A 12,551-nucleotide genomic window follows, 5' to 3' on the forward strand; every position below is an offset into this window, starting at 1 on the left:
TTGAAGAAGTGATTCTGCTGGCAACATCCTGCAAATACACGGTAGTTGAGTGCGGCGCTAGCCCTGTCGGGTGAAGCGTGGCGTCACCCGACAGGGGTGTCGGCGCTGGTTGACGCGGGGCCGGAGGTTACCAGCGGTCGCGGTGGATGACGTCCGCCACCGGACGCCGCCGGACAGGGCCGAAGTTGCCCGCGGGCCACCCCACCGGCACGGCGGCGAACGTCGCCATGTCCTCCGGGATGCCCAGCTCCCGCTTCCACTCCTGCTCCAGTATCAGGTGCCAGATGGTGATGTTCGCCGCCAGTCCCAGCCCCCGGGCCGCGAGCAGCAGGTTCTGCACCCCCGGATAGACGCAGGAGCCCTCGGCCAGCGCCTGGAAACGCGTCTGCGTGTTCATCATGTGCTCGGTGCCCGCCGGTCCGAGCGCCCGCGCCGAGGCGGCCAGGCCCTCCTCGTCCAGACGCGGCTCCGGGAACCGGTAGCACGGCACGACCAGCACCGGGGTGTCGGCGAAGTGGTCGCGCTGATACTCGATCGCCGCGACCATCCGGCCGTACGCCGCCTCGTCCATGCCCGCGGGGGCGTACTTCCCGGTCGTCGCCAGATACGCGTCCACGCACCGCTTCCACAGCGGGGCGAGCCGCGCCATCACCTGGCGGTCGGTCACCACCACGTACTCGTAACACTGCATGTTGCCGCCGCTGGGACCCCAGACAGCGGCCTGTATCAGCTGCTCGATCATCCCGTCCGGCACCGGGTCCGGCTTGAGGCGGCGCATGGCGCGCATCGTGGACATGGTGTCGAAGAGTGCGGGGCCGCCGAGGGCGGACGGGTCGGCCTGAACCGTTTCCATGGTCATGATCGCGGAGTTTAAGGGCTGTCCCGTAATCCCTGGTGGATCAGCGTGCGGCGTCGGATGCGGTGCATCGCAAGGCGGAGGGACGTCCGCATACTGGATGTATGGGGATGTTCCGACAACGCGGCGAGGTGCCGTAGCTGTCGTCGCACGCCCGCCAGGGATTACGGGACAGTCCTTAGGGCTTGCAGAACAATAAGTTGCGCACTCGCGCTCTTGACACCGCAGCTCATGCACGGTGTTCGACAGCAAGTTGATTCTCTGCAAGCCCTTAGGCAGGTTGCTCCGCCGGTGTCTCCCCGTCCCGCGTGCGAAGTCGCCGTCCGCCCCGATTTCCCCCGGGGTCCCGGAGCGGTGAAGCCGGCGTACGGCCCGGGCCGGTGCTCCGGGCCGTCGGGCCTGCCCGGGCCGGCTCCGGGCGGCCCGGGCCGCCCGGGCCGATATCGGCCCGGCCCGACGGCTCAGCGCCGCGTCAGCCGTACGACCGGAATGTCCCGCTCGGTGCCCGCCTGGTACTCCCCGTAGCGCGGGAACAGCTCCACCAGCCCCGGCCAGACCCGCGCCTTCTCCTCGGCCGGCAGTGTCGTCGCGGCGGCCCCGAACCGCTCGGTGTTCACCCGGAGCTCGACCTCCGGGTTCGCCTGGAGGTTCAGGTACCACAGCGGCGGGCGGTCCGACCCGCCGTTGGACGCCACGATCAGGTAGTCCTCGCCGTCCCGCCCGTACATCAGCACCGTGCGCCGCACCGTCCCGCTGCGCCGGCCGACGTAGTCCATCAGCAGGCACGGCACACCCAGCTGGGTGGTGCCCTTCGTGCCGCCGGAGGACTCGTACAGCTCGGCCTGCCGGGCGACCCAGTCGGCGGGGCTCAACGCGACCTCCGCGTCGCCGTCCTGCTCGGCCGTCATCGGTTTCTCCTTCTCTCGTGCCGTCCCGTACGGGCTGCGCCCCCATCCTGGCATCCACCCGAGCCGCACCCGGTATTCGTACACCTGGACAGCCCGCCCACCTCACGGGGGAACGCGGACCGGGAACCCGCCCGGGAAGGCGTATAAAGGGTCCTTCCGGAGCAGCCGGCGTCCCCGATGGCCCCTCCCACCACCTCCCCTCACACGCGGCCGGCGTCACCGCGTCACCGAGCCCAGGAGAGCCGAATGAGCACTTCGGAAGAGATCAGCACGCTGCTGGTGACGAAGTTCGGAACCGACCCCGGGGCCATCCGCCCCGATGTTCCCCTGCACCGGCTGCGGCTGGACTCCCTCGCGCTGGAGGAGCTGCGGCTGCTCATCGAGGACCGGCTGGACGTGGACCTGGAGGACGTCGCGCTCACCTCGCGCGACACCGTCGGCCGCCTCGTCGAGGCCGTCCACGGGAAGGTCTCCGCATGAGCGCGGCCACCGGCCGGTCCTACCGGCGGGCTTCGCTCGCCCCGTTCGCCGCCGCCGTCACCGGCGTCGGCCTGGTCACCGCCGCCGGTACGGGAACGGACGCCGCCTGGCACGGCGTCACCGAGGGCCTCGCGCCGTCCGTCGGGCCCCGGCCCGAACTGGACGGTCTGCCCTGCGACTTCTTCTACTCCGTCACCGACTGCGACCCGGGAGAGGTCCTCGGGGTGGCCGCGCAGCGGCTGATGGACCGATTCGCCCAGCTCGCCGTCATCGCCGCCCGCGAGGCCGTCGCCGACGCCGGACTCGACCCGGCGCTCTGGGACAGCGGCCGCGTCGGCGTCGTCATCGGCTCCGCCCACGGCGGACTGCCCTTCTACGACGAGCAGCACGCCGCCCTCGCCGGGCGCGGACCCCGCCGGGTCTCCCCGAAGCTCGCCCCGCTCAGCGTCGTCAACGGCGCGGCCAGCAGCGTCAGCCTCGACCTCGGCGTGCACGGCCCCAGCCAGGCCGTCTCCACCGCCTGCTCCTCCGGCACCGTCGCCATCGGCACCGCCCACCAGATGCTCCGCTCCGGAGCCTGCGACATCGTCGTCGCGGGCGGCGCGGAATCCACCTGCACCCGCCTCCTGATCGCCAGCGCCTGCAGCCTCAAGGCCGTCTCCACCCGCCGCGAGGACCCCGCGAGCGCCTGCCGCCCCTTCGACACCCACCGCGACGGCTTCGTCGTCGGCGAGGGCGCCGGGCTGATCGTCCTGGAGCACCCGGACCACGCCCGCGCCCGGGGCGCCCGTGTCCGCGCCCACGTGAGCGGCTACGGGGCCTCCAGCGACGCCCACTCCGCCGTCGCCCCCGACCCCGAGGGCCTCGGCATCGAACGCGCCCTGCGCACCGCGCTCGCCGACGCGGGCCTCTCCCCGGCCGACGTCGGGCACGTCAACGCGCACGGCACCTCGACGCTCTCCAACGACCTGATCGAGGCGACGATGCTGCGCCGGGTCCTCGGTGGGAGCGCCCTGGTGACCTCCACCAAGGCGATGACCGGTCACACCCTCGGCGCGGCGGGCGGCATCGAGACCGCGCTCACCGTGCTCGCCCTCCAGCGGCAACTGGTGCCGCCCACCGTCAATCTGGACGCCCCCGACCCGCGGATCCCGATCGACGTGGTGGCCAAGGAAGCCCGGCGCGCCTCCTTCGACTGCGCCGTCAAGACCTCGCTCGGCTTCGGCGGCCACAACGCGGCACTCGTCCTCACCAGGGCCTGAGCGGAAGGGAACGCAGGAGCACATGCCCGAGGAGATCATCCGGACCCTGTCGGTCGACGGGGTGCGCTACAGCTACCGTGTCCTGCCGGGCGCCCACCCCGGCGAGCCCCCGGCCACCGAACCGACGCTCATTCTCGGCGGCGCGCTCCAGGGCATGTTCGGCTGGCCCCAGATGGACGACCACCTGGGCCCGGCGACCGACGTGGTCACCGCCGATCTGCCCGGCATGGGCAGCGCCGACCCGCTCCCGCCCGGCCCCAGCGCCGACCTGCTGCGCCGGGCCGTGCTCGGCATCGCCGACGACATCGGCGCGCCCCGGCTGAACATCTTCGGCTTCTCCTACGGCACCGCCATCGCCTTCGGCTTCGCCCGGCGCCATCGGGAGCGGGTGGCCCGCCTGGCCCTCGGCGGCGTCCCGGTCCACATCGACGCGGTCCAGGTCGACTCCTGGGAGCGGGCCCGGGTGCAGCTCGCGGCCGGGGACCGCGAGGGGTTCGCCGCGACGGCCGCCGACGCGCTGATGTGCCTCGACCCCGAACGACACGTACACCGCAGAGAGTTGGCGCGCCGCTATGTCCGGCGCTCCTTCCTGCACGCGCTCACCCACTCGCCGCACGCGGCGGACTCGCTGTACCGGGCGCTGGCCGACCGGCCCGACTTCTCCGGCGGTCTCACCGGCGTACCGGCGCTGGTCTTCGCCGGGGAGCACGACACGGTGACGCCGCCCGCGCGGCAGCGGGAGTTCGCCGCGACGATCGAGGGCAGCCGGTTCCTGACGATCGGGGAGTCCGACCACTGGGTGGTCCTGGAGCGGGCCGACGAAGTGGCCGCGCTGGTCTCCCGGTTCTTCATCGGGCGGGAGCCGGTGGCCGACGAGGCCGGTGCCGTCGCCCTGCCGCGCCAGGCGGGCGCGCCGGCCGGGCGGACCTGAGCGGGGCCCCGGCGGGGCGGAGCTGAGCATGCCGCGGGGCGGACCGGTGAGCCGGTCCGCCCCGCCGGGGTCCCGGCACCTCAGTGCCAGAAACCGCCGACCTTGATCCGCACCACCTGCGGGTCGTGGTCGCTCGCCTGGTCGGCGAACTCGGCGTTGATGTGCACCACGTCGTAGTCGGGACGCCGGATGCCGGGGCTCGTCAGGATGTGGTCCAGCGTCTGCGAGTTGCCGTCGAAGACGTAGCTGTACCGCTCCGACGAGGGGAGCGTCGTGATCAGCGGCTTGAGCGCCCTGTCCTTGGTCAGCGCCTTCATCGTCGGGGAGAACTCGAAGTCGTTGAAGTCGCCGAGCGCGACGACCTTGGCGGACCTGTCCGCCTTCAGCAGCGAAGCGACGAAGGCGTTGACCTCGGCGGCCTGCTGGATCCGCTTCGTCTCCGAGGAACGCGTCGGCTCCTGGTAGCGGCCGTGCAGCGGCTGGTCGCCGCCCTTGGACGCGAAGTGGTTGCCGATGACGAAGACCGGCTTGCCGCGGAAGACGAACTCGCCCACCAGCGGCTTGCGGCTGTCCGCCCACGCCGGGCTCGCCGGGTTGATCCGGCCCGGGGAAGCGGAGAGCTCGACGCCCTTGCGGGTGTCGACGGCGTGCACCGGCGTGGTGGCGTCGCCGCCCGCGCGGTCGGTGAAGGAGACCCGCTGCGGGTTGAAGAGGAGGACGTTGCGGATGTTGCCGCCGGGCTCGCCGCCGTCCTTGTTGTTCTCGGGGGCGATGTAGCGCCAGGCGTAGCGCGGCCCGCCCTTCGCGACGACCGCGTCGGTGAACCGCTTCAGCGTCGCCTCGGAGCCCGTCGTGCCGTCGTTCACCGCACCGTTGTCGTCCTGGATCTCCTCCAGCGAGACGATGTCGGGGGAGGACAGGTTGACCGCGACGCCCTCGGCCAGGGTGTCGAACTTGGCCTGGTCGTCGCGGGCGTCGAGGTTCTCCACGTTGTACGTGGCGACCGCCAGCTCGTTCTTCCTCTGCTTACGGGTCACCTCGCGCCGCAGCTTCCTGTCGACGACCGAGCCCAGCTCGGTGGCCTGCACGTTGTAGCCGCCGAAGCTCGCGTAGTCGAGCACGCCGGTGGTGCGGCCCTTCAGCACGTCCCCGACGTTCGCCGTCGGGACCGGCCGCGCCGGGTCCAGCGACATCACCTTGAGGCGGCCGGTGTTCTGGTCCTCGTACGAGGCGTAGAGCGTGCCGCCGCGCCGGGTCGGGTTCTCCCTCGGCTTCACGGTCACCCAGATCTCGTCGTACGCGGTCGTCGCCCCGGTCACCCGGGTGTCGGCGAACTCGACGCGGGAGCCCTCCAGCGTCTCGTACAGATCCAGGGCGTACCGGGACGGGTCCAGCGGCAGCGCGTCGATCGTCCCGCCGTCCGCCGAGGGCACGTAACGGGCGGGCACCGAACGGGCGTCGAGGACGACCGGGGCGGGCAGCGCGTTGCCGGAGGACAGGACGGTGGTGCGGGGCGCGGTGATCTGGGTGAGGGACTGGGTGCCGGTGCCCGGGTAGTACTCCGCGACCTTGCCGCTGACCAGGACCGCGTCGCCGGCCTTCACGGCCGGTGCGGTGGAGCCGGTGTAGACGAACAGGCCCTCGCCGGTGCGCGGGTCGCCGTCGGGGGCCGTGTCCTGGATCCAGAAGCCGCGCGAGCCGCTGGAGCGCACTCCGGTGACGACGCCCGGGACGCCGGTCACCTGCTTGCCGTCGAGCGGGGAGACCCGGGTGGTGCCCTGGATGTCGTGGATCCGTACGTCGCCGGGCTCGGTGGGGCCGGGCTCCTCCGGCTCCTGCCCGCCGCCGGACGCCTCGCCCTTGGCGTTGACCGGCGTCGGGGCGCCCGCGGCGAGGTCGGCCGCGTTGTCGTCGGTGTCGGCGAGCGAGGCGGCCCGTGCGACGGACGCGGTGGCCGACGCGCCGGGGACCGGGCCGCTTCCCTCCCGGACGACCGCGGAGCCGTAGCCGACCAGGTCGACGATCCGGGTGTCCGCCGCGCAGTCCGCCGCCGACTTGCAGGTGAGCGGGGCCGTCCCGGAGACCAGGGCGACGGTGCCGCTCCCCGCCGCCATGGCGACCGTGCCGGTGGCGTCGGCGGAGGGCAGCGCGACGGTTCCGCCGGTGCCCGCGGCCTGCGCGACCAGGTAGCGGCCGCCGGGCGCGATGGACCCGGACAGCCCGGAGACCTGCCACTGCGAGCCGGCCGACGGGCTGCCCGGAAGGTACTGGACGCTGAGGCCGCCGACCTCGAAGGGCGCGGAGCCGGCGTTGGCCAGCTCGACGAAGTCCCGGGTCAGCGTCGCGCCGGAGTTGCCCCCGCCGCCGTACACCTCGGAGATGACGGCGGTGGCGGACGGTGCCGCCTGGGCGGCGGGCAGGGCGGTCACCGCGAGAGCGGCGGCGACGGCGCCGGTCAGCAGAACGGAACCGGATCTGTGTATCTGCACGGGAGGTGCCCCCAACTGAACGGAGTAGTAGGGGCAAAAGCTATGCGCGTAGAACAGGGCGTGACAAGGCATCATCGGTTAATTCCCGGCGTCGTCCGGATGGAGGGCGGACCTACGCGCCCCGCAGGGCTCGGCGGGCCCCCGCTTCGCGCGCCCGCCGTGTGCCCGCCACGCGCCTGTCACGTGCGGCAATGATGGGCAACACGCCCTGATGAGACGGCAGTCCACCATACGGTCAGCGGTTTGACCGGGTTCCGCCGTTCCGGCTACGTTGCGCGCCATGCAGCGATCCGCACACCTGACGACGCGAGGTCATGTCGACCTGAAGCGTGTGTGCTCCGCGGCGTGTCACCGGGCCTGAACGCGACCCTGCCCCGGCGTGACCGCCGCCGGAGCCGCTCCGCCGTGCGCACCCGGGGGGACCGTTCCACGGGAGAAGCCGAACCCACCCCCGGCCCGGCGCCGGACGGACCCCGTACGAGGCTCCGTCCGGACGTCCTCCCGCACGGCCCGCTGCCATCGAGGACCTGTGGAGACACCTGTGAAGCGTCCATCCGTGCCCGTCCGCCGCCCCGTCCCGCTGCGCCGCTCGGACATCCCGGCGGCAGGCCCCGCCCGCCGGGTGTCCGGCACCGGTTCCGTGCTGGGCGCGATCCTCGACCACGGGCCCGTCGCCCGGTCCAACGTCGCCCGGCTCACCGGCCTCTCCCCGGCCGCGGTGACCGGCCACGTCGGGCAGCTGCTGGCGCGCGGGCTCGTCCGGGAGGGCCAGGGGACCGCCGGGCCCAAGGGGCTCGGCCGCCCCCACATCCCCGTCGAGATCGACACCGGCCGCTATCTGGTCGCCGGGGCCCATGTCGCCGTCGCGCACTCCACCGTCTCGCTGATGGATCTGCGCGGCCGGATCGTCGCCGAGGACCGCCAACCGCACGCCCTCGGGGCGACGGGGCCCTACGCCACCGTCCCCGGCCGGTCCCCGCGCGGCCTCTCCAGCGGGCCGGCCCTGCTGCGCGACCTCGCCGACCGGCTGTCCCGCCTCGTCGGGACGCACGCCGCCGGCCGGACCGTGCTCGCCCTCGGCTTCGCCACGGGGCACCGGGTGGACCCCGCCGCCGGAGTCGTCGTCGACCATCCGCACCTGGGCTGGCGGAACGTACCGGTGCGCGCGATCCTCGAAACCGCCACCGGCCTTCCCGTCCATGTGGACAGCCACTCACGGGCGTTGGCCCGCGCCGAGCAGCTCTTCGGCGAGGCCTCGACCCGGGTCAGCACGGTCCTGCTCTTCGTCGGGGCCGTCGTGGACGCCGCGTTCGCCAGCTCGGGGAGCATGCACCTGGGACCTCGCTCCGGAACGGGCAGCGTGGCCCATCTGCCCTTGGGATCGGGCGGATCGGGTGGGGCCGAGCCCTGTTCGTGCGGCCGCGCCGGCTGCCTCCAGTCGGAGGTATCCGAGCGGGCCATGGTGCGCCGGGCCGCCGACCAGGGCCTGTTCGTCGGCACGTTCGCCGAACTGCTCGACGGCGCCCTGGCCGGGGACGAGCGGGCCCTCGGGCTCTTCCGCCGCCGCGCCCTGCTCGTCGGCCGGGCGGCGGCCCTGCTGCTGGACATGTTCGACCCGGAGGTCCTCGTGGTCGTCGAACCGGGAGCGGGCCGCATACCGGCGTGCCTGGCGGATCTGCGGGCGGAGGTGGCGAGGCGCTCCTGGGTCTGCGACGACCCCGAACGGGCCGTGGTGCCGAGCAGCTTCACCGGATCGGTGCTGGCCACCGCGGGCGGCGCGGTGGCGCTCGGCGCCCTGTACGACGACCCGCTGGGACCCTGGCCCGCGCTGCCCGCGGTGTCGTGAACGCGCCGCCGGACCCCTCTTCGCGTCCGGTGCGGAAACCGACTTAATTCAGAACGTTGCATTGTTGACCGGCCGGACGGCCCGACAGGAGAATGGATTCATGACCAGCCGACAGCGAATGCAGCGGAACGCGCCCAGCGCGGCACACCGCTGTCGCTCGGCTGCGCCGGTGAGGTCCTTCTCCCGGCCCTGTCGTGGTCGCCGCTGTCCGGGTTCCCGATAAACCCAGCTGCCTTTCCGGTGATCCCGGCCGCGGATCCACTTCCGCGGAGGATTTTCCTTCCTGCCGGGTGATCCGTGCTGTCCGCCGCCGGCTCTGCCCGCCCGTACCTTTCTGCCCATCCGCGCACCCATGCCGCGTGTGCCCATGTGCCCGTGTGCCCGTTTTCCCTTTCCGCTCCTTCCGCTCCGGGAGAGATGTTGACCATCACCGTGCCTTCCTATGCCCCCGCCTACGCCCCCGACCGTTTCAAGCAGGTGTTCCGCCGCTATCCGGCGGGCGTGGTCGTCGTCACCGCCGACTCCGGCCGCGGACCGGTCGGGTTCACCGCCACCTCGCTCGCCTCGCTCTCCCTGGACCCGCCGCTGGTCTCGTACGGCATCGGCGCCTCGGCCTCCTCCTGGCCCCATGTCGAGGCGGCGGCATCCACCGTCGTCAACTTCCTGGGCGCCGACCAGGAATCACTCGCCCGCACCTTCGCCACCAGCGGCATCGACCGGTTCGCCGCACCCACCGCCTGGCGGCGGTTGCCGGAGGGCGAGCCGGTGCTCGACGGAGTGGCCGGCTGGCTGCGCCTGGAGACCGAGCGGATCGTGCCCGCCGGCGACCACCGGATCGTCATCGCCCGGGTCACCGAGTCCTGGCTCGACGAGGACCGGGCCCCGCTGCTGTTCCACGACGGCGCCTACCACTCCCTCTGAGACCCAGGACATCACCTCATGCCTCGTCACCAGACCCACGACCCTTCCGCCATTGCCCGGACCGTGGGCCGCAGGTCCATTCTCGCCCTCGCCACCGGAACGGTTCTCGGCCTCGCCGGCTGCTCCCCGGGGGTCAAGACCGTGGCCAGTTCCGAGCCCACCGGGAAACTCCCCTCGGGAGCTCCGCCGCCGGGCACGAAACTGACCGTCGCCGTCCGCACGACCCGTCTTCAGCTCGGACCCGCGGGCCTGGAAAAGGATGTGGGATTCACCGTTTCCGCATGGCCGAACCTCAGCGCGGGGCCCGACATCATCCAGGGATTCCGGGCGCAGTCGATCGACCTCGCCGCCAATGCCGGAATTCCCCCGATCCAGGCCAAGGCCATCGGCGTGGAAACGAGGATCGTGGCTATACAGGTCCGGCCGCGGCCCATCTACACCTTCGCGACGGCCCCCGGCTCCTCCATCGCCTCGGCAGCCGACTTCCGGGGCAGAAAGATCGGCTTCTCGCAGGGCCAGGCCCAGGGCGTCGTCGTGCTGCGCGCACTGAAGGAGGCCGGGCTGAAGAACAGCGACGTCGAACTCGTCGCCCTGCCCAGCACCCAGTTCCTCACCGCCCTGCAGTCCGGTCAGGTGGACGTGGCCCCGCTGGGCGAGCCGACCCTCACCAAGTACCTCGACCAGTACGGCAAGGACGGTGCCACCGGCCTCACGACCGACGTCGTGGACCTGCTCACCGTGTTGTGGGCCCCGGTGGAGGTCCTGAACGACCCCGCCAGGGCCGCCGCCGTCCGCAGCTTCGTCCCGCTGTGGGCCAAGGGCCTGGTCTGGGCGTGGGAGAACCCCGCCGAGTGGATCGACACGTACTACGTGAAGGACCAGGGCGTCTCCGAGGCCGACGGCCGGCGCATCGTCTCCTCCCTCCACCAGCCGCAGTTCCCCGTCAGCTGGGACAAGGCCGTCGCGTGGGAGCAGGAGACCGCCGATCTGCTGGCCGAGGGCGGGTTCGTGCCGAAGCAGGACGTCTCCGACCTCTTCGACCGCCGCTTCGAGGGCCTGGCAGCCGCGTCCGTACCCGCCGCGTACCGGGAGACGTCATGACCGATCAGCCGGTATCGGCCGGCACGGCAGACGTCGTGACCGATCAGTCCGTTTCGGCCGGCGCGGTAGCCGTCGTCACCGATCAGTCCGTATCAGCCGCGTGGGGGACGACATGACCGACCTGCTGCCCACCGCCCGCTCCGGCCCCGCCCCGCTCATCAAGGGCGCGCCCGCCGAGGAGACCGCTCACCGGGCGGTGCCCGCGGTCGCCCGCGGCACCCGCAGACGGCTCGGCCCCGGGCGGCCGGTCCCCTTCGGCCGGCTCATCGGCCCCGTCCTGCTCGTCGCCCTGTGGTGGGCGGCCTCGGCCTCCGGCCACCTGGACCCGCGCATCCTGTCCGGACCGGGCAGCGTCCTCTCCACCGCCGCCGACCTGGTCGCGACCGGGCGGCTCCAGGACAACGTCCTCATCTCCCTCCAGCGCGCCGGACTCGGCCTCCTCTTCGGCGTCACCGCCGGGGTGGTCCTCGCGGTCACGGCCGGGCTCAGCCGCAGCGGGGAGTACCTGCTCGACGGGCCCCTCCAGATCAAGCGCGCCATCCCCTCGCTCGCCATGCTGCCGCTGCTGATCCTCTGGCTCGGCATCGGCGAACAGATGAAGGTCACGGTGATCGCGCTCGGCGTCGCGGTCAACATGTACATCAACACCTACGCCTCGCTGACCTCCATCGACAGCCGGTACGTGGAGCTCGCCGAGGGGCTCGACCTCGGCCGCGCCCAGTTCCTGCGCAAGGTCGTCGTCCCCGGTTCGCTGCCCGGCTTCTTCGTCGGCCTGCGGCTCGGCGTCACCTCCTCCTGGCTCGGCCTGATCGTCGTCGAGCAGATCAACTCCACCAGCGGCATCGGCTACATGATGTTCCAGGCCCAGCAGTACGCCCAGTCCGACGTGATCATCGTGGGCCTGGTCGCCTACGGGATCTTCGGCTTCGCCTCCGACGCGGGAGTGCGCGCGATCGAAAGGAAGGTCCTGTCATGGCGACGCACCCTGGCGGGCTGATCACCCAGGCCCCGCCCGCCGTCCGCACGACCCGGCTGGTACGGAGGTTCGGCGACCGGACGGTTCTGAAGGAGCTGGACCTGACGGTGGCGCCGGGGGAGTTCACCGCTCTCCTCGGCCGCAGCGGCTCGGGCAAGTCGACCCTGCTGCGGGCCGTCGCCCGGCTCGACCACACCGTCGAAGGGTCCGGTGAGCTCGTGGTCCCCGAACGGGTGTCCCTCTCGTTCCAGGACTCCCGGCTGCTGCCCTGGCTCCGCGTCCTGGACAACGTGACCCTCGGGCTGCGCGGCCCCGCCGCCCGCGAACGCGGACTGACCGCCCTGGAGGAGGTGGGGCTGGCCGGCCGGGACCGCTCCTGGCCGCACGAGCTCTCCGGCGGCGAGCAGCAGCGCGCGGCACTAGCCCGCGCGCTGGTCCGGGAACCCGAACTCCTGCTGGCCGACGAGCCGTTCGGGGCGCTCGACGCCCTGACCCGGATCAAGATGCACGGCCTGCTGCGCGAGCTGTACGAGCGCCACCGCCCCGCGGTCCTCCTGGTCACCCATGACGTGGACGAGGCCGTCGAGCTCGCCGACCGGGTCCTGGTCCTGGAGGACGGGCTGATCTCCGTCGACCTCGCCATCGACCTGCCGACCCCGCGCTCCCGCCGGGACCCCCGCTTCCAGGAGTACCGCGACACCCTGCTCACCGCGCTCGGGGTGGCTCGGTCCCCGCTGCCGACGACGGCCTGAACCGCGACCGCGCGCCGCCCGACCTCGTA

At 72.6% G+C, this 12,551-nt stretch carries 11 protein-coding genes; 8 read left to right on the forward strand and 3 right to left on the reverse strand.

The genetic code is table 11. The features are described 5' to 3' along the window. Positions 1-127: 127 nt before the first annotated feature. On the reverse strand, positions 128-859 hold the full coding sequence (locus OG245_RS31705) for a nitroreductase family protein (RefSeq protein ID WP_371626766.1): 732 nt from the start codon (positions 857-859) through the stop codon (positions 128-130). 458 nt (positions 860-1,317) lie between these two features. After that, complete coding sequence (locus tag OG245_RS31710; RefSeq protein ID WP_371626767.1) at positions 1,318-1,764, reverse strand: nitroreductase family deazaflavin-dependent oxidoreductase; 447 nt, start codon at positions 1,762-1,764, stop codon at positions 1,318-1,320. A 246-nt stretch (positions 1,765-2,010) separates the two neighbouring features. Here OG245_RS31710 and OG245_RS31715 point away from each other — a divergent pair, with 246 nt between their 5' ends. From OG245_RS31715 to OG245_RS31725, 3 genes are read left to right on the forward strand one after another with little or no spacing between them, the layout of a single operon-like run. Then, entirely contained in the window at positions 2,011-2,244 is a 234-nt protein-coding gene (locus tag OG245_RS31715) for an acyl carrier protein (protein WP_003965385.1), read from the forward strand. Beyond that, positions 2,241-3,506: a beta-ketoacyl synthase gene (locus OG245_RS31720; RefSeq protein WP_371626768.1), complete on the forward strand. Its 1,266-nt coding sequence runs from the start codon at positions 2,241-2,243 to the stop codon at positions 3,504-3,506. Before OG245_RS31715 ends, OG245_RS31720 begins: the two co-directional genes overlap by 4 nt. 22 nt (positions 3,507-3,528) lie before the next feature. After that, entirely contained in the window at positions 3,529-4,437 is a 909-nt protein-coding gene (locus tag OG245_RS31725) for an alpha/beta fold hydrolase (protein ID WP_371626769.1), read from the forward strand. 80 nt (positions 4,438-4,517) lie between these two features. Here the strand turns inward: OG245_RS31725 and OG245_RS31730 are convergent, their stop codons facing one another. Next, complete coding sequence (locus OG245_RS31730; RefSeq protein ID WP_371626770.1) at positions 4,518-6,926, reverse strand: endonuclease/exonuclease/phosphatase family protein; 2,409 nt, start codon at positions 6,924-6,926, stop codon at positions 4,518-4,520. A 541-nt stretch (positions 6,927-7,467) separates the two neighbouring features. On the opposite strand from OG245_RS31730, the gene OG245_RS31735 reads away from it, so the two are divergent. The 5 genes from OG245_RS31735 (at position 7,468) to OG245_RS31755 (ending at position 12,522) form a co-directional block, all read left to right on the forward strand. After that, on the forward strand, positions 7,468-8,772 hold the full coding sequence (locus OG245_RS31735; RefSeq protein WP_371626771.1) for an ROK family protein: 1,305 nt from the start codon (positions 7,468-7,470) through the stop codon (positions 8,770-8,772). 417 nt (positions 8,773-9,189) lie between these two features. Then, on the forward strand, positions 9,190-9,693 hold the full coding sequence (locus tag OG245_RS31740) for a flavin reductase family protein (RefSeq protein ID WP_371626772.1): 504 nt from the start codon (positions 9,190-9,192) through the stop codon (positions 9,691-9,693). A gap of 18 nt (positions 9,694-9,711) precedes the next feature. Then, entirely contained in the window at positions 9,712-10,794 is a 1,083-nt protein-coding gene (locus OG245_RS31745; RefSeq protein WP_371626773.1) for an ABC transporter substrate-binding protein, read from the forward strand. 112 nt (positions 10,795-10,906) lie between these two features. After that, the gene (locus OG245_RS31750; protein ID WP_371626774.1) at positions 10,907-11,791 is read left to right on the forward strand and encodes an ABC transporter permease; all 885 of its coding nucleotides are present in this window, start codon (positions 10,907-10,909) and stop codon (positions 11,789-11,791) included. Next, entirely contained in the window at positions 11,767-12,522 is a 756-nt protein-coding gene (locus OG245_RS31755) for an ABC transporter ATP-binding protein (RefSeq protein WP_371626775.1), read from the forward strand. Before OG245_RS31750 ends, OG245_RS31755 begins: the two co-directional genes overlap by 25 nt. Positions 12,523-12,551: the final 29 nt, after the last annotated feature.

The sequence above is a fragment of the Streptomyces sp. NBC_01116 genome, from assembly GCF_041435495.1.
GTDB lineage: Bacteria > Actinomycetota > Actinomycetes > Streptomycetales > Streptomycetaceae > Streptomyces.